This is a genomic window from Ruminiclostridium cellobioparum subsp. termitidis CT1112, assembly GCF_000350485.1.
Classification (GTDB): domain Bacteria; phylum Bacillota; class Clostridia; order Acetivibrionales; family DSM-1351; genus Ruminiclostridium; species Ruminiclostridium termitidis.
Window position 1 is genome coordinate 90,963 of sequence record NZ_AORV01000035.1, and the last position, 17,030, is coordinate 107,992.

13 protein-coding genes are annotated in these 17,030 nt (G+C 41.3%); 1 reads left to right on the forward strand and 12 read right to left on the reverse strand.

The features are described 5' to 3' along the window. Positions 1 to 113 precede the first annotated feature (113 nt). From CTER_RS13090 to CTER_RS13115, 6 genes are all read right to left on the reverse strand, one after another. A complete protein-coding gene (locus CTER_RS13090) occupies positions 114 to 887 on the reverse strand; it encodes a YdcF family protein (RefSeq protein ID WP_004626057.1) in 774 nt (257 codons plus the stop codon). 47 nt (positions 888 to 934) lie between these two features. After that, positions 935 to 1,561, reverse strand: coding sequence for a GerMN domain-containing protein (locus CTER_RS13095; RefSeq protein ID WP_004626026.1), 627 nt, complete (start codon positions 1,559 to 1,561; stop codon positions 935 to 937). Between the two features lie 28 nt (positions 1,562 to 1,589). Then, positions 1,590 to 2,339, reverse strand: a complete 750-nt coding sequence (locus tag CTER_RS13100) for an acyl-[acyl-carrier-protein] thioesterase (RefSeq protein ID WP_004625916.1) — start codon at positions 2,337 to 2,339, stop codon at positions 1,590 to 1,592. Positions 2,340 to 2,346: 7 nt separating this feature from the next. Then, entirely contained in the window at positions 2,347 to 2,919 is a 573-nt protein-coding gene (lepB, locus tag CTER_RS13105; RefSeq protein WP_004626105.1) for a signal peptidase I, read from the reverse strand. Positions 2,920 to 3,462: 543 nt separating this feature from the next. Further along, the gene (locus CTER_RS13110) at positions 3,463 to 5,283 is read right to left on the reverse strand and encodes an outer membrane protein assembly factor BamB family protein (protein ID WP_004625928.1); all 1,821 of its coding nucleotides are present in this window, start codon (positions 5,281 to 5,283) and stop codon (positions 3,463 to 3,465) included. A gap of 18 nt (positions 5,284 to 5,301) precedes the next feature. Beyond that, a complete protein-coding gene (locus CTER_RS13115; RefSeq protein WP_004626103.1) occupies positions 5,302 to 7,131 on the reverse strand; it encodes an outer membrane protein assembly factor BamB family protein in 1,830 nt (609 codons plus the stop codon). Positions 7,132 to 7,572: 441 nt separating this feature from the next. Here CTER_RS13115 and CTER_RS13120 point away from each other — a divergent pair, with 441 nt between their 5' ends. Beyond that, complete coding sequence (locus CTER_RS13120; RefSeq protein ID WP_004625926.1) at positions 7,573 to 10,182, forward strand: cation-translocating P-type ATPase; 2,610 nt, start codon at positions 7,573 to 7,575, stop codon at positions 10,180 to 10,182. Between the two features lie 96 nt (positions 10,183 to 10,278). Here the strand turns inward: CTER_RS13120 and CTER_RS13125 are convergent, their stop codons facing one another. The 6 genes from CTER_RS13125 to CTER_RS13150 all read right to left on the reverse strand — a co-directional run bounded on the left by CTER_RS13125 (position 10,279) and on the right by CTER_RS13150 (position 16,894). Further along, the gene (locus tag CTER_RS13125; RefSeq protein ID WP_004625986.1) at positions 10,279 to 12,852 is read right to left on the reverse strand and encodes a winged helix-turn-helix domain-containing protein; all 2,574 of its coding nucleotides are present in this window, start codon (positions 12,850 to 12,852) and stop codon (positions 10,279 to 10,281) included. Positions 12,853 to 12,955: 103 nt separating this feature from the next. Beyond that, positions 12,956 to 13,942, reverse strand: coding sequence for an ABC transporter permease (locus CTER_RS13130; protein WP_004626146.1), 987 nt, complete (start codon positions 13,940 to 13,942; stop codon positions 12,956 to 12,958). Next, on the reverse strand, positions 13,939 to 14,685 hold the full coding sequence (locus tag CTER_RS13135) for an ABC transporter permease (RefSeq protein WP_004626043.1): 747 nt from the start codon (positions 14,683 to 14,685) through the stop codon (positions 13,939 to 13,941). The genes CTER_RS13130 and CTER_RS13135 overlap by 4 nt, the downstream gene beginning before the upstream one ends. Positions 14,686 to 14,705: 20 nt before the next feature. Next, positions 14,706 to 15,644, reverse strand: a complete 939-nt coding sequence (locus CTER_RS13140) for an ABC transporter ATP-binding protein (RefSeq protein ID WP_004625930.1) — start codon at positions 15,642 to 15,644, stop codon at positions 14,706 to 14,708. Between the two features lie 97 nt (positions 15,645 to 15,741). Next, positions 15,742 to 16,293 carry a CBO0543 family protein gene (locus CTER_RS13145; RefSeq protein WP_004625906.1) on the reverse strand — a complete coding sequence of 184 codons (552 nt, stop codon included), beginning with the start codon at positions 16,291 to 16,293 and terminating at the stop codon, positions 15,742 to 15,744. A gap of 49 nt (positions 16,294 to 16,342) precedes the next feature. Next, positions 16,343 to 16,894 carry a CBO0543 family protein gene (locus CTER_RS13150; RefSeq protein ID WP_004626007.1) on the reverse strand — a complete coding sequence of 184 codons (552 nt, stop codon included), beginning with the start codon at positions 16,892 to 16,894 and terminating at the stop codon, positions 16,343 to 16,345. Between the last annotated feature and the right edge of the window lie 136 nt (positions 16,895 to 17,030).

The window sequence follows — 17,030 nt, forward strand, 5'->3', positions numbered from 1 at the left end:
GCAGGATGCCCCAAAACAATTTTTGCGTAATTGTTTTGGGGCATCCTTATTTTATTAAGTCAGTACCGAAGTTACCAGTTGATATAAAAAATTACACAAGGTAATTTGTTTGTCTATCTGTCTAAAATCAAGGATTTAAAAACTGCCAGGTATTCTCTCAGCAATACGTTGGGATATATGTACCAGGGAGTACCTGCGCTGATCCCGTAAGGTTCGAGGCCTGCCCTGTGCGCCAGCAGCTTTGACCTGAACATATGAAAATCGTTTGTTATTATCATAACCCTGTTCAGTTGGGTGCCAAGCTCCTGTTCATATAATTTCTTTGAAAAGACCATATTCTCATATGTACTTGTAGAATTTTCCTCTTTAATTATAAGCTCCTCCGGCGTACCGTGCCTCACCAGATACCTCTTCATGGCCTCTGCTTCGGTTATGGTCTCACCCGTTCCCTGTCCACCCGAAACAATTACTGTTGTTCCGGGGTTTTTTGCAATATATCCGAGAGCATTATCAAGACGCTGCGTCAATACCAGCGTTGGTGTCTCTCCCTTAAGACCGGCCCCCAGGACTATGACACAGTCAACTTCTGCGTCTTTCTGTGAAATTGCGGAGGTCATCAGTACAGTTGTTACTATTATGAAAGAAATAAACCAAACAGCAAATGCCCCCAGTATAAATTTACCGATTCTGTTATATAGCTTTTCCCTTTTTTTATATAACTTGCTGTTTGTAAATATAAGTCCTGAAATTAAAGCCAAGCCGCCCAGTCCGGGAAGCATTATTCCAAAATCCATACCCCCGCTTCTGCTTCGAATAATTATCGTATCCAGAATTCCTGCAACAGCAATAAGCAGCAAGCTTATTTTTATCAGCCTTTTCTTCCCCACCGTATCACCTTTCCCCGTTGGTAACCAACCGTCCGGTCGTTTGTATCCTAATTTGCTGCCAATTCATACTTATTGCCGTCGGCAGATTTGACAAATATGCCGTTAAAGCTGAAATGATCGCTTTCGGTATTGGGCACTCCTTCAACAGTAACTTTAAGCTTGCTGATATCCGGCATATTCAGGATGGTCATGACCAATATATTGGTATAGGTTATGCCTCCGGCACTTCCTGCATTGAACCTGGCAGCAACCTCCCTGGACAGATCAACCGTAGCAATGCCGTCTTTCAATTCCGCTTTTTTTATGCTCAGCCCTGTTGTTTCAAGCACCTTATTGATGGCAGCAGTAATGTCATCCTGATATAACTTTTTGTCCACGGTAACATTTACTATTTCCTTTGGATTGTCATAGTCATCGGCATCATAATTATAAAGCTTAAGATCAATGGTTTGCCCGATCTGACCGGCACTGTTCGTTCCTGTTTGTTCTGATGACGACGCCGTAGATGTTGAAGCTGCATTCCCGGAGGTCACTTCTGCGGAAGTGTTCACAGCAGGCTGGTCTTTGTCCTGATTATAAACTTTTGTAGTATACAACAGTACTCCTACAAGTATAATAATAAAAACGAACAGTATTAAAGTTAAGAACTTCAGTTTCCGAGTATTATTATTCATAAAATCCCCTCTTACACATCGTAATTTTTTATTTTAATGTAATACAGGCCTTGAAATAAGTCTTTGCTCCGGCTTCATCAACGCCTTCCACGTACACGGCTCCCGAGTCGAGTCCGGAAATGTCTTTATAGAACACTATGGAATCCCCTGCCAGGGCTTCACTTATATAACTTACCTGAATTGTATCAACAGCGTATTGTCCATGTTTCTCTATGGAAAAACAATCTGTTATATAATCGATATATTTGGAATTGTTAAGATGTCCGTTTATATCAATATCACTGTATCCGATTGTCTTTTTATACACCTGTTGAAGCTGCCCGTTTGCCTTTATTTTACCCATCCGACCATCAATGGCACGAATCTGGTTAAATTGAGGAAACCTTCCGGGAAAAAGCTCGGTCCTTCTGATCTCCCTGGACTCTACATCCATTATAACCCAGCCTGAAATGGCTCTTCCAATAATATTGCCCTCTGAATCCTTTACAAAAAAATCTCTTTCAAACTCAAGTTTTTTAGGCTCCAGCGGCCAGGTTTCAACCGTCAATTTTTCGCCGAGTGCCGGAAATTTTTCCATCTGAACAAGTATTTTTACCAGCACCCAGGTTACACCCTGTTCTGCAAGGAGCTTTTCGACACCCAACTCCAGATTTTCGGCATGAAGGCTGGCGACATCCTGAAAATAATTGAACAGGGAACTCAGTTTTAATTTTCTGTAGTAATCTGCATCACCATAGTCAACATGATATTCTTTTTTATATACTGAAACCGTATCCATACCTCACCTAAAATCCCAATCTTAATAAATACTTGCCAAAAACATGATCCATGGGAACACATCCTATAACTCTGCTGTCCTTACTTTCATTCCTGTTATCACCCATTACGAAAATACTGTTTTCAGGGACGGTTATCTTTTCATCCGACTGGTATAACATTGGCTCTTTTATGTAGGACTCGTCCAGGGCCTCCCCGTTTCTGACAACCTTTCCTTCTTTGAATTCAAGTACATCTCCCGGCTTGCCTATTACTCTTTTCACCCAGAAAATTTCATCCTCATTGCCGGTTATTTTTGATACTATCAGATTGTATTTGAGAGGATCCATTATGTTATCTATAAATCTGCGTTCCCTGCCGATCCTGCTGTCAATAATGACAATATCCTCATAATTCGGAATGCCGTGAAAAATATTCTGAGTTTTATTTATTATGATCTTATCTCCGTTATGCAGTGTATTTTCCATGGATGGACCATTTACACTTGTGGGCTGAAATAAAAATATTATTACAAGAAGTGCCACGATTATTGAGATAAGTATTGTTCCCATCCAGCTGAATATTTCCTTTAGAATTTTCATATTATCTCCATTTCCGGTATGGGGAATGTTTCTATACCGTTTATTGTCATTTTGTCTTTCTCCCCATTTGAATAAAAAATAGTGTCGTCAGTAAAAAAACATACCACTTAATATACGTAAATGCGACAAAATTGTTTGAATTCTGCTGACTGAGCCATCCAAATTATTCTAATTATAATATATTTGAACAGCTATTTATACACTTAAACTATTAATTTTTTTTTAATATTTGATGTCAGTATTGTAGCATACCTGTAACAGTACCATACTATTCAAGCAATGGATTGCACACAAAGCGCTTACAACCAGCACATAATTGAACCTGCTATACTTTTTTTACCATAGATAGACTTAATCAATACCAATTGGTACGCGAGGACAACTTCATAAAATAGGATGCACGGTTAAAAACAATTGCGATAAATTATCGACAAAACCACTTTGAATGAGGCGATACAATTTACGCAATTGTTTTGGGAGCATCCTATTTTATGAAGTTAGTTCGAAGCTGCCAGTTGGTATAAAAAATCACAATGGTACCTATTATTTTACTTTTATTCCAAAAATCTTTCTCGCATAGCTTCCCACAACGATAGTATCGTTATATATTGCCGGGGAGGATTCCACGTTGCCCTGCAGTGAAACAGAGTCAAGGGTTTTCCCGTTCATAGGATCTACAAGATGCATAAAACCGGCAAAATCACTGTAGACCATATAGGTTTTGCCGTCGGAGCTTTTAAAGTCCAGCGGTGAGCACCAGCTGTAAGAGGTAAGTTTTTTCTTCCATATTTCCTCTCCTGTCTTCTTGTCCAGTGCTACCATTGTACCGTCACTGTTTGAGCCGGTAAAACAGATATTGAAAATAACCATATTACTGATGTCATCTTTGCCGATAACAGGAGTTCCAAGTGCTCCTCCGTTGATATAGTAATTGTATACACACTGGTAATTCTTCTGCCATATCAATTCTCCTGTCAAGGCATTAAGCTTTCTTATATTACAGTCTGCAACCGCGGCCTTTCCGTTCTCTCCGCGCTTGTCAACCTGATTTGCCGTATAAAGGAATACTCCTTCTTTGGTTTCCTCAATAACTATTGATGCATCGGTATCGTCTTTTGCATCATAGATCCAAACCGGTTTCATAGTGTTCAGGTCAAGGCACTGGAGCGTTCCGCCGTTGTCACAGAAGTACATGTAATTTTTATATATGGCAGGCGAGTTCTCTATGCCCTGTTCGTCATTAAAGGGACTTCTGTACCGGTATTTGGTCAACTGGGGAGCTATGGAAAGTGTACCTGCCGACTTGTCAAATTTAGTGTTAAGCTTCACTCTGTAAACCAGGCCGTTTTCTCCCACATTCAGCAGAGTATCGGTTTTGCGGTCCAGAAGTGCCGAAGCATCATTTGCGCCCCAGCCTCTGAAAGCCACTTCATCTCTTCCGAAAATGGAGTAAAGTTCCTTTTGATTAAGCAGGTTGATTATTCTGAATTTGTATTCTGTAAACTTTCCGCTGTTTTCGTTGATACCCATTCCGGTATACAGCACCGGATAGCCTCTCGGGTCTATCATACCGGTACCTTTAATGGGGTATCCGACTTGTATTTTTTCCCTTGTAGGCTTCCCCGTTTCAAGATCCAGGAAATAAATATTACCGTCCAGAGCAGGGTAAATAACCTCCACCAGATCCTTGGACTTCATTTCCCCGTTTATATTCATCATTTTTCTGGTATTCTCAGGCCAGTGAACCAGAAGCGGCTGCCCGGTCCAGCCCGTTCCGGGCCAATAGCTGTTATGGGCTGAAATAGCACCCAGCCCGTCTTTCTCCCACACAATCTCAAGCTTTTTCTGACTGACTGTTCTGGTACCAAAAGAAGCACTGTCCCTGTAATTGTTGCCCCTGAAAGTTGTAACTCCCTCCAGTTCCGAATACTCTTCCGGAGAACCAAAGGAAATTTTGTCCTTTTTCCTGGGTGTGTACTGCTTCAAAGGGGTATTAATCCTGAATATCCAGGATTTCATATCCAGACCGCTGGCAAAGGTATTGTCGATGGCAAAATCAGGGTATGCCTTTTTGCCTCCGAAATCCGACTCCTCAGTCCAGGAGGATTTTAATTTTTCCGGATCGGTCATCTCCTGGGGCATGGGATCTGCCACAGGTTCTTCTTCGGGCCCTTCCTCGATCTCTCCGGTAGAATCTGCAGAATTAACACCTGCAGAGGAATTTGATGACGTTTTTACGGTATCGGAATCCAAGTTAAACACCTTGCTGAGTCCGATCCAGACTCCCGTCATAATCAGTGCCAGGACCAATATTGTCAATAATGCCCTTAACCTGTTTGTTGCTCTTCTTCTGTATCTTTTCATAACTTCCTCGCTAAGCCTTTATTTTATTCTTACTCCATATATTTTCTTTGCATAGGTTCCTACAACCGCCATATTGTTATAGACTGCGGGAGAGGCCTCCACGTTCCCTCCGACTGATATCTTATCCAGATCTTCACCGGTCTTCGGATCGATCAGATGCATATCTCCTTTAAAGTCGCAGAGCAGCATGTAGGTTTTGCCCTCCTCAGACATGAAATCCACAGGAGAACTCCAGCTATATGCTTCCAAATGTCTTTTCCAGATTTCCGCACCTGTCTTCTTGTCCAGTGCCACCAGAGTGCCGTCACTTGTTGAGCCGGTCAACGCAATATTAAATATTACAATGTCACTTATATCATTCTTGCCAACTACGGGCGTTGCTAACACACCGCCGTTAATATATGACTGGTATGCACAGGAATAGTCCTTCTGCCATACAAGCTCTCCGGTCAGTGCATTAATTTTGCGGATATTGCTGTTGGCTCTGGAACCTTCCCTGCCCCTCTTATCTATTTCATTGGCAGTGTAAAGGAAAACTCCCTCGTCTGTTTCCTCCAGTGTTATGGTACTGTCGGTATCATCACCGCCTTTGTAAATCCATACCGGTTCCATTTTATTTATGTCCAGACACTGAATGGTGCCGCCGTTGTCGGCAAAGTACATCAGATTGCGGTAAAAGGCAGGGGAATTTTCAATTCCCTGTTCTGAGCTGTACGAGCTTTTGTAACGGTATTTTGTGAATGAAGGATCTATTGATATTGTTCCGGCCTTGCTGTCAAATTTGGTATTCAGCTTTGCCTTATACACCAAACCGTTTTCACCGCAATTTATTAAAGTATCGGTATATCTGTTCAGCAGCGCTGAGGAATCGTTTGCCCCCCAACTTCTGAAAGCGACAGGATCATTTCCCGGGAACGAATAGATCAGCTTTTGATTAATCAGGTCAAAAATCCTGTATTTAAAAGCTCCTGTCTTACCGTCATTCTCATTGAGTCCCTGGCCTGTATAAAACAGGGGATACCCTCTCGGGTCCACCATTCCGGTACCTTTTACAGTAAACCCTATATTCATTTTTGGTCTTGAAGGCTTTCCGGTCTCCATATCAAGGAAGTATACATTTCCGTCAAATACCGGGTAAATTACCTCAACCAGATCCCTGGATTTAAACTCTGCATTTATGTTCATTATCTGCCTTACTTCATCCGACCAGTGAACCAGCAGTGGCTGGCCTGTCCAGCCAGCGCCCGGCCAATAGCTTCCAACACCTGAAACAGCGCCGATGTCATGTGTCCAGACTATCTCAAGTTTTTTTTCCTTAACCCCGGCTTTTCCCCATGATGGAGCCGTACGGTAATTATTTCCTCTAAAAGCCGTAACTCCTTCCAGCTCCGAATAGTTTTCCGGAGAACCGAAAGCTATATTATAAGGCGGGGTATAATCTTTTACCGTCTTGTTATTGACCAATGTCCAGAAAGTTATTTTGCCGCCATCCTTGTAGGATTTCTGAGCTGAACCGTCACCCAGAGTTTTTTTGCTTATGAGACTGGCCGGATTTTTCCACGAGATAAGCAAATCATTGGGATTTGTGCTTTCTGCAGGCTCCTTGACAGTTTCTTCAGCCTGGCCCTGGCTGGCCCCTGCTTGAGACCCATCGGCCGGTTTTGTAGTATTTACCGCACTGACATGCGCTTTTGACGAATTTGCGGAATTTGTGCCCGTTGCCGTATTCAGCCAGGGCAAATTCCCGCTGAACATCAAATATAGAGCTGTTAATGCAACAAGCAATATTGTAAAGAAAACTGTTATCGCCGGTAACAGACTGTTCTTTTTTCTTCCTTGTGAACTCATTTTTACCTCCGTAATAACGTTTGTCATGTTGAATTTACCTGACAAACCCTTTTGATATTATATCAGAATAGACTTCAAAATTATATTTCTTTTTGACTAAAAATTTCTTAAGTATCAGTATGCATTTATTAAGATTTTCTAAAGTAAGCGTCCCGCCCCATGCTATATAGTTTGTAAATTTATTGTAAATTGTTACATTAAAAAATTGTTAAAATTCACCTTGTTATGTATAATAATTTTTATCTTTCTATCCATTTCCGAATACATTTCCTAAAAAGAGTACAGATTAAAAATATCTTGTTTTATTTAAAATTAATTGTCATTTGAAATTGGTAAAGCTTATACATTTAAATATATTGACTGGTAGTATGCAACATCTAAAACGTATATTGTCCAATGTATGAATTTAGATGTTTCAGACCACCAGAAGGGGGAAGTCATATGAAAAACTATTACAATTACTCAGCCCAGGAGGTTTTAAAGGAACTGAATACCAACCTTAACGGTTTATCCGATAAGGATATCGCCAGCCTGAGAGAGAAATACGGTTATAATGAACTGCAGACCGGAAAAAAAGCAGGAGTCATCAAGATTTTTCTGGGGCAGTTTAAGGATTTTCTTGTAATAATCCTGTTGATTGCTGCGGTGGTTTCACTCTTTCTGAAGGATTATGAAAGTGCCGTCGTTATATTTGCAGTTACTATTTTGAACTCTGTTTTAGGGACTGCCCAGCATTTCAAAGCCGAAAAATCCCTGGAAAGTCTTAAATCTCTCTCTTCACCGGTCGCAAGGGTTATAAGGAACAAAATGCGGATTGAGATTCCGTCCAGGGAGGTTTTGGCGGGAGATATCCTTTTACTTGAAGCCGGAGACTTTATAAGTGCCGACGGAAGGATCATTGAAAATCACAGTCTGCAGGTAAATGAAAGTTCTCTTACCGGTGAATCCGAAAGTGTTATGAAGACAGCCGACACAATATCCGCCTCCGACGTACCCATAGGAGACAGAAAGAACATGGTGTTTACCGGCAGTCATGTCACTTACGGAAGGGCTGTCGTAGCTGTCACACACACCGGTATGTCGACAGAGCTGGGGAAAATAGCATCTCTTATGGATGCTGCCGAAAACAAGCTGACTCCATTGCAGGTCAGCCTTGACAAATTTGGAAAGAAGCTGGCAGTGGCCATTCTCGTTCTTTGCGGTATCATTCTGGCAGCAAATGTTGTGAGGGGCTATCCGGTTCTTGATTCCTTCATGTTTGCCATAGCCCTTGCCGTAGCGGCCATACCCGAGGCACTCAGCTCCATAGTGACAATTGTACTTGCCATAGGCACCCAAAAGATGGCCAAAGAAAATGCCATTGTCAGGAAGCTTCATGCCGTAGAAAGCCTGGGAAGTGTGTCGGTCATATGCTCGGATAAAACAGGTACGCTCACCCAGAATAAAATGGTTGCAAAAAAGGTATTTGTAGGCTGGAAGATATTTGCCTCGGAAAAACTTGACATGGAGGACACACTCCAGCGTTCAATTGTAAAAATAAGCATTCTGTCCAGCGATGCCACCATTACCGACGGGACTGCCGTGGGAGACCCCACCGAGGTTGCCTTTATCAAACTGGCAAATGATTACGGCTATGAGGAGGAAGATGTCCGCGATGAATATGCAAGGCTGTCGGAAGTACCCTTTGACTCCGACAGGAAGCTGATGAGCACCCTGCACAGCATTGACGGACAATTCATGATGTTTACCAAAGGTGCTCCCGACGTTATTTTAAGCAGATCGAAAAGCGTTCTGACAGAGCATGGCGATAAACCCATAGAACAGGAAAATATAGAATTTATTGAAAAGGTCAACAGGGAATTTTCCCAGGAGGGCTTGCGGGTACTGGCATTTGCACGAAAGGCCTTTGATTCCCATGTAAAGCTTTCTACAGAAAATGAAAAAGATTTGACCTTCGTTGGCCTGGTAGCCATGATCGACCCTCCGAGAGAGGAATCAAAGCAGGCCGTGGCCGATTGCATACGCGCCGGTATAAAGCCTGTTATGATAACCGGTGACCACAAGATCACAGCATCTGCAATTGCAAAGCAGATTGGCATTATGGACGAAAAAAGCCATGCAGTCGAAGGTGTGGAAATAGAAAAAATGTCCGATGAAGACTTGAAAAGCAAGGTTGAGGATATTTCGGTCTACGCCCGTGTATCCCCTGAGCACAAAATACGTATTGTCAAGGCCTGGCAGGATAAGGGAAATGTCGTGGCAATGACGGGTGACGGCGTAAACGATGCACCTGCGCTCAAGCAGGCCGACATCGGAGTTGCAATGGGCAAGGTGGGTACCGAGGTTGCCAAGGATGCGGCTTCAATGATTCTTGTAGATGATAATTTCGCAACAATTGTCAAGGCAGTCTCAAACGGAAGAAGTATCTATACCAATATCAAGAACTCAATCAAGTTCCTGCTGTCAGGTAATACGGCAGGCATCCTGGCCGTACTGTATACATCGGTTTTAGCTCTGCCGCTTCCGTTTACAGCCATTCACCTGCTGTTCATCAACCTGCTGACCGACTCAATGCCGGCAATTGCACTTGGTCTGGAACCGTACAGAAAAGATGCTTTGAATTCCAGGCCAAGGGATATAAATGAACCCTTGCTGAACAGGAGTTTTCTGCTGCAGGTCGTTTTTGAAGGTGCAGTAATAGCCGCAAGTGCACTTGCAGCCTTCTATTACGGTTTAAATACTGGGAATACTGCACTTGCCAGTACCATGGCCTTTGCCGTTCTGGCGCTGGCAAGGCTGATACACGGCTTTAACTGCCGTTCCAGGTATCCCCTGTTTAAAATCGGCTTCTTTTCAAACAGGTATCAATGGGGTGCGGTGCTTCTGGGAACGCTGTTATTATTCCTGGTTCTCACCGTTTCACCGCTTCAGCATCTGTTTGATATAGATCCCGGTGTTATCAGCCACCTTGGAATTATCGGCCTGCTGGCACTGGTTCCCTTTGTTGTCATCCAGCTCTATAAGACAATACGGACCGGTATTACAAAATAAAAACCATACAAAAACAGGAGGAAATTATGGGAAATTCTATTGTGACAGCGCACACGCACCAGTTTCAATAGAATTTCCTGTATTGCATTTATCTTATCAGGTTATAAGCTTCATTTTCCGGGCCAGCTCCACAGCCTCCACACGGCTGCCCACATCCAGCTTTGAATAGATATTGATTATATGGGTTTTGACTGTTGATACCGAAATGCACAGGTTGTCTCCTATCACTTTGTTTGTAGCACCCGTGGCCATTTCCTTGAGAACTTCCAGCTCCCTTTCGCTGAGAGGAGTACTGTCGGTTTTATCTTCTCTCAAAATCTCCTCCAACCGGTATATAAAAACCTTTTCACCGTTTTTCAAGTCTTTAAGCCGTTCTTCCCTGACTGCTGACAGGTACTTTATTATATATTCCCCTTCGTAGATATATGGGGATAATATCCTGTTTTCATAACTGTAATAAATTGCTTCGCGCATAAGATTTTTTATCTCTGCAGTATCCTGATTTGTAGTGTGCAGGACACTGATTTTGAAAAGCAAAGCTTCCACAAGTTTAAACTTTATTTTCTGGTCTCTTGCCGCCGGAAGGATTTCATCCGCCAATTCCAGTGCCATTGGGGAATTTCCTTCATAAAGCATTACCTTCGCATATGCCAGGGTGTCTTCAATCCTTATAAAACCCGTATCACACTCCACATACTTTTTTTTATAATTCAGACTCATCTCCGGGGTCATGCAGCCTGCATAAATCAAAAGCTTTATTACGCCCGACATAAAAAGAATATTTTTATAGGCGTCGTTACACAGCAGTTTTTCCAGCAGCCGGCGCGCATCTTTCAGATTTCCCTGCAAAAGTCTTATCTCAGCGAGATTATACAGGTAAGCAGCATCCATATACAAATTGTCCTCTTTACAGAGCGCTGCGGCATTCCCGATACACTGCAGCGCCTTTTCAATCTGATATGTCTTGGTATATACACCGGTGAGTCCAATATAGTAATTTGTTTTATAATCATTTAGCAGCTTAAAGCTTTCCAGTCGCCCGGATATATCTTCATACAGCCTCTCACACTCCTCCAGGTCGCCCAGTTCCTCTTTGACTCCGCATCTTAGGGATAATACGGTCAAGGTGATAAATGGGTTTTTTCCCAGGTCATACACGGCTGCTTTTTCAACGAAATCCAAAGCTTTATTAAGATCAAATTTAATATACAAAAAGGCTGCGGTTTCTAAATAAAGTATGGATTTTGCAGTATCACTTACTCCAATCCGCTCAATTTCATCCACCGTCATAAGCTCTGTACAAAGATCAAAATCCACAAGTATTGATTTTATAATTTTAAGGAACCTCCAGGTTTTCTGATCCTCCATTTCCTTGCTGCAGGCTTCAACCATCAGTTCTATTTCCTTATAGTCCGAATTGTAATAATAGTAATAAAATAGCTGTACAATGTAATTCAGGTTATTCTTCAGATATGCCACAGGAATCCGGGACAGGTATGACCAGGACTTATAGTTGGGCTCCAATAAATCCAAAGTCTCAAGCATTCCTTCATAATTTCTGTTGTGAAGCTGGAGCCTTGCACTTTCCTCCAGGTCTCCGATTTCTTTAAATACGGCCGAAGCCTTTTCCAGCAGGTTACTTTTTTCCTGTTCATCCAGTGTTGAAAATCTCAGCTTCAAAAATTCCCCGAAGACGTTATGGTATCTATAAAGCTGCCTGTCCTCATCGATGCACACCAAAAAGAGGTCTTTTTCCAGCAGTTCACTTATTATGGTATTACTGTTACGTATATTTAAAAGCTTGTCGCAGATATCCTTTCCAAAATAGCTGAGTACACAGGTTTTTATCAGGAAACTCCTGTGCTTTTCAGGAAGTGAATCAAGGATTTCTTTGGAAAGATACTCTACAGTGTACTTATTGTTGATTTTTATTTCCTTTATAACCTCCGCGGAATTATTTATACATGCCAGAGCTATTAACTGAAGTCCGCCAACCCAGCCTTCACATAATTCATTCAGTTCGTTTACTGTTTCCTCAGGAAGCTTCAAACCCAATGAATACAATAAAAAGTCAGTGCCCTCCTGCCGGCTGAATTTAAGCCGGGTTTCATCGATGTGGAGCAGCCCGCCCCCCATAAGCAGGTCACCGAGATAGATTCCCGGCTCATCTCTTGTCAAAAGCACAATATGAATATTTCGGGGCATGTATTTTATGAAGTATTCTATAGTTTTTAAAAGATTTTCATCCTTCAGGTAGTGAAAATCATCAAGGACAATGGCAAGAGAGTTTTTTTGATCGAGCTGGTTAATAAGTATTTCAATAATACGGTCAATATCCTCCTTTTGAAGGACAGCATCAAAAAGAGCCGCTACAGTATTTTTAGCATCTCCCAGATAATCAGAAACAGCTTCAACAAAATAGTACCAGAAGGAGATCACATTGTTGTTATCGCTGTCCAAAGTCAGCCATTTAAATTGTACCGAAGCGTACTCTCTTATAAAGGATGTCAGGAGAGTGGTCTTGCCGCTGCCAGCAACACCTTTTACAAGTATAAGCCTGTATTCATCAAGTTCCTTAAGCTTTTCAAACAGTTCGCCGCGCAATATACAATGTTTTCGGGGAGCAGGCATTTTCAGCTTTGTTGATATAAATTTAATTTTACTGTTCATGGAGGCCTCCTGCTTTCTGTGAAAATAGTACAATTGTTTGCTCATATTACAATACAAACTGTCTGCTATCTATGATTATTGTATATCAAATAATGGTACTGCATCAACACTCACCCTTTTTAAAATTAATCTTCACAATTGCTGCCGCCAGAACAAACAATACGGCCGAGAATGCTATCATATAAGTTAATTGAGGTACCAGCGCATTGAAGCTCTTTCCATGTTCAATTGCCTGTACCAGGCTGATTAAATTTTTCTGCGGCAGAATGGATATGATTTTTTTCATGACTTCATTACCATTGTCAAAGCTGTAGAAACAACCTGCCAGAAGAGATGTTAAAACTGCTATTGACTGTCCCGCCATGTTGCTGCTGTCAGCCTTTTTAAACAGTGAACTGATAAAGAGGGAAAAACCTGTAGCTAAAAAAGTCAGCAGCCCTAAAATACCTGCGTACTGAATGAAACTCAAACCGATATTTATACCAAATATGATTTTTACAGATATTATCAATAAATAGGTTGGTAAAAAAACCATCAGAAAATTGAAAATACCATGGCCTGCGAGATAGACTCCTGCCGGCACCGGCGATACTCCTATCCGCTTAAAAGTGCCGTTCTCCCTGTCCTCCGAGTACATCAGCATGTACAGGAGTCCCTGAATAAAAACAATCATGATCATATAACCCAAAATATTTGATGCCACACCCCGGGAATTTTCATCCTTGAAAGAAGACAAATCCTGATTTTTTATTATTTTCTCAAGCTTCTTCTTAAAATCATCACTTCTGATTGTCTGAATCTCAAATTCCCCATCACCTCTGTCAATGACTGCCGCATCATATTTGTGCATGACCAGCGAGGCCCTGTCAGGCACTCTGTCCACCTTTTCAACGTGAAGAAGCTTTGAGCTTAAATAAAGACTGCCGGTATCAGAAACGACTGCTATATTGCCTTTCACCTCCAGCTTTGCAGTAAAAAATACCGCAGCGGTTATTGTAATTATGGATATGCACAGCATTAAGATAAAGTAATTTTTCCGGCTTACTGCTCTATAAAAATTGTTTTTTAATATAATGAACATATTTCTCATACATAGTCCTCCGTTCTGAATGTAAGCCTGCAGCCAAAAGCAAATACCGCAGTAAGTACCAGGAATATTACCGATATGGGCAGTACAAAGCTCAGGTCGTTATCGTAGATGACCCTCATTATTCCTTCAAGCACCCACTTTGCAGGTGAAATATAGGAGATAATACTTACTGTTTTGCCAAAGCCGTCGATTTGAAAAAACAGCCCGCCCAACACCCCGAAAATATTATTCATCATACTGAGCAGCTGGCTCGCCCCCTCTTCACTTTTAAACAGACAGCAGAACAGCACCCCCATGGCGGATGACATCAAGTCGAGCAAAAGAATGAGCAGTATCACACAGCCGATGGCAGTTCCTCCGAAATTGACACCCAATACCAGATTGCAAAATATTATTACTGCAATATAACAAAGGGATGTAAATAAAAAGGTGGCGACGATTTTTGAAATATAAATGAAGGAAGTTCTGACGGGCGAGAATACAATTCTCAGATTGCTGCTCTTGATACTTTTCTCCATAAAACTGTTTGCTGATGAAACCGATACATTTAATACCGTAAACAGCAGCATGGTCACCCCATAGTAATCATAGGAACTGACGCCGCCTCCCCCGTAATCCCCCTGGCATAAAAAGCCAAGTATGAGGATCAGGGCTATGGGGAATAACGTATTATATTGTACTAAAACAAAGCTCTTTGCAAGATTTAACAAATCCATTTTTAATATGATAAAAAATTGTCTCATAACTGTCCCTTTCTTTGATTCTAATTTCTCAGAGTTCTGCCCGTAAGCTTTAGAAATACTGTTTCAAGGCTTGCTTCCTCATTTGTCACATTGTTTATTTTTATTTTTTTACCGATAAGTATTGAAATTATCTTGTCAAGATTATCAATGCCCTTTATAACCGAAATCCTTATCCGGTTTCCCTCAAGGTCTACATTTTTTACACCGGCTATTTTATACAGGTCCTCTTTTTCAAGCCTGTCTGTTCCATCCGCTTCAATGATGTACTGTTTCTCCTCTGCCAGCTTTTCCTTCAGGGATTCTTTTGTTCCCTCGGCAATAATTTTTCCGTGGTCGATTATTATAATGCGCGTTGAGATCTCTTCAACCTCTTCCATGTAATGAGTTGTGTAAATGATTGTCGCCCCGTTTTCTCTTAATTCCTTTATGGATTTTAATATATGGTTTCTTGACTGGGGATCTATTCCCACCGTAGGTTCGTCCAAAATGATGATTTTGGGGTTGTGCGCTATGGCACAGGCTATATTCAGTCTTCTTTTCATACCTCCAGAAAAAGTTTTTGCCCTATCCTTCTTCCTGTCCCATAACCCCACAAATTTTAAAGCCTCGTTCACCTTTACCCGCAATTCCCTGCCTCTTACCCCGTATAATGCCGCAAAAAACTCTACATTCCTTTCAGCCGACAGCTCTTCGTACAGTGCAAGCTCCTGGGGAACAATTCCAAGGTTCTGCTTGTAAGTCTTAGCTATTTGATTGATATTCCTACCTTTGAAAAAGACATTTCCCTTTTCTCCTTTTAAGGCTGTGGTCAGAATATTTATCGTTGTGCTCTTTCCCGCACCGTTTGGTCCCAGGAGGCACAGAATTTCCCCGGCATGCACATCAAAAGAAATTCCGTCCAGCGCCCTGTTCTTTTTATAGCTCTTCTCCAGATTTTCTACCTTTATAATTGAATCCATCTGCAATCACCTTTCCTTTAGTGTTTTTCATTATACTAGCATTTGACGGCATAAAAAAAATCAACCCTTCGGTTGATTTGAACGGTTGATTTTCAATTTATGCCCTGGATTTTGCATATATCTTTTTTACGGCCAACTTACATATAATCGCCATAAATATATATATTGGAAAACCGAAATAGCTTTTCCAACGCAGAATTTGATATACCCCTATCCTTATAAATAATGGCTCCAGGATGAAACAAAATATGCCCGACATAAGCACTGTGGCGGCAATAAAACCCTTCCATGCCCCAAACCGCTGATATATCAGGGAATATATCAGCGGCAGACATGCAATATCGATTGAGGACATTGGAGGAAACAACGGTATCAAATCATACGGGTAGTCCCAAAGCGTAAATTCTTCTCCGATCTCATCCAAAACCAGAGTAAATATGATGATTAATGAAACATATAGGACCATTTCGCTCAATCTTCTTTTGTCTACAGTTTTCCACCAAAAAGTCATGGAAAATAAGACAAGAGCCAGCAGTAACCACCATTTTCCGTGAAAAACGATTCTTTCAAGCCAATCGTCAATACGGGTATCTGTTAATTTTTCCTGAACCTTAACAGCTGATTGAATAAATAAAACTGTATAAACCATTTCATTCTCCTGGTATAAACACATATTTTTTATAAATTTCTCTAACTTTTTATACTTTCTTTACAGACCTTTCAATATTTATGATTTTATTTGTGATGTGCCAAACAACTGTGGAAGCTATGATATATAACAGGAAGCTAAAATAATATTCCCATCTCAGCAAGTGGTAAAAACCTATCGTTGAAAGCACCGGTTCCAAAATAAAACTGATAACCGCTGAAGCCGTTGCTGAGGCAGCCATAAACCTTCTGCCGGTTCTAAAATATTGATATATGATGGAATAAACCAAAATCATCAGGATCAGGTTGATTGACGACAGCGGAGGAAATATGGGAATAACGTCTATGGGATACTCCCACAAGGTAAGTTCCTCGCCGTATTCGTTTATGCCAAGAGCCGTAATCGACATCAAGCCCGCATAGAGGCAAATACCGCGCAGGCCTGCCCTCATAGCTGTCTTCCACCATATTATCCAAAGCAGTATCAAAAGTATAATTAATAACCACCATTTCGGATGAAAAACAACATTATTTACCCAGTGTTCAAGATGGAGCTCCGTTAACTGTTTTTGAATTTCCACGTCCTTCGGTATGCCGGACATTTTTGTCTCCTTATGTGGATTTTATAAAATTATTATTTACTGAATTTGTATTATCTATAAATAAACCATATAAAATACATTATGGCAGAATACTAATTTTGGGATTAACATAATAATGAAAAAAAGACTGCGGTAA

Coding starts and splice junctions, on each gene's coding strand:
- CTER_RS13130 (WP_004626146.1), bottom strand. CDS start 13,942: ATGAGAAATATGTTCATTATATTAAAAAACAATTTTTATAGAGCAGTA.
- CTER_RS13125 (WP_004625986.1), bottom strand. CDS start 12,852: ATGAACAGTAAAATTAAATTTATATCAACAAAGCTGAAAATGCCTGCT.
- CTER_RS13100 (WP_004625916.1), bottom strand. CDS start 2,339: ATGGATACGGTTTCAGTATATAAAAAAGAATATCATGTTGACTATGGT.
- lepB (WP_004626105.1), bottom strand. CDS start 2,919: ATGAAAATTCTAAAGGAAATATTCAGCTGGATGGGAACAATACTTATC.
- CTER_RS13135 (WP_004626043.1), bottom strand. CDS start 14,685: ATGAGACAATTTTTTATCATATTAAAAATGGATTTGTTAAATCTTGCA.
- CTER_RS13145 (WP_004625906.1), bottom strand. CDS start 16,293: ATGGTTTATACAGTTTTATTTATTCAATCAGCTGTTAAGGTTCAGGAA.
- CTER_RS13115 (WP_004626103.1), bottom strand. CDS start 7,131: ATGAGTTCACAAGGAAGAAAAAAGAACAGTCTGTTACCGGCGATAACA.
- CTER_RS13150 (WP_004626007.1), bottom strand. CDS start 16,894: ATGTCCGGCATACCGAAGGACGTGGAAATTCAAAAACAGTTAACGGAG.
- CTER_RS13120 (WP_004625926.1), top strand. CDS start 7,573: ATGAAAAACTATTACAATTACTCAGCCCAGGAGGTTTTAAAGGAACTG.
- CTER_RS13095 (WP_004626026.1), bottom strand. CDS start 1,561: ATGAATAATAATACTCGGAAACTGAAGTTCTTAACTTTAATACTGTTC.
- CTER_RS13110 (WP_004625928.1), bottom strand. CDS start 5,283: ATGAAAAGATACAGAAGAAGAGCAACAAACAGGTTAAGGGCATTATTG.
- CTER_RS13140 (WP_004625930.1), bottom strand. CDS start 15,644: ATGGATTCAATTATAAAGGTAGAAAATCTGGAGAAGAGCTATAAAAAG.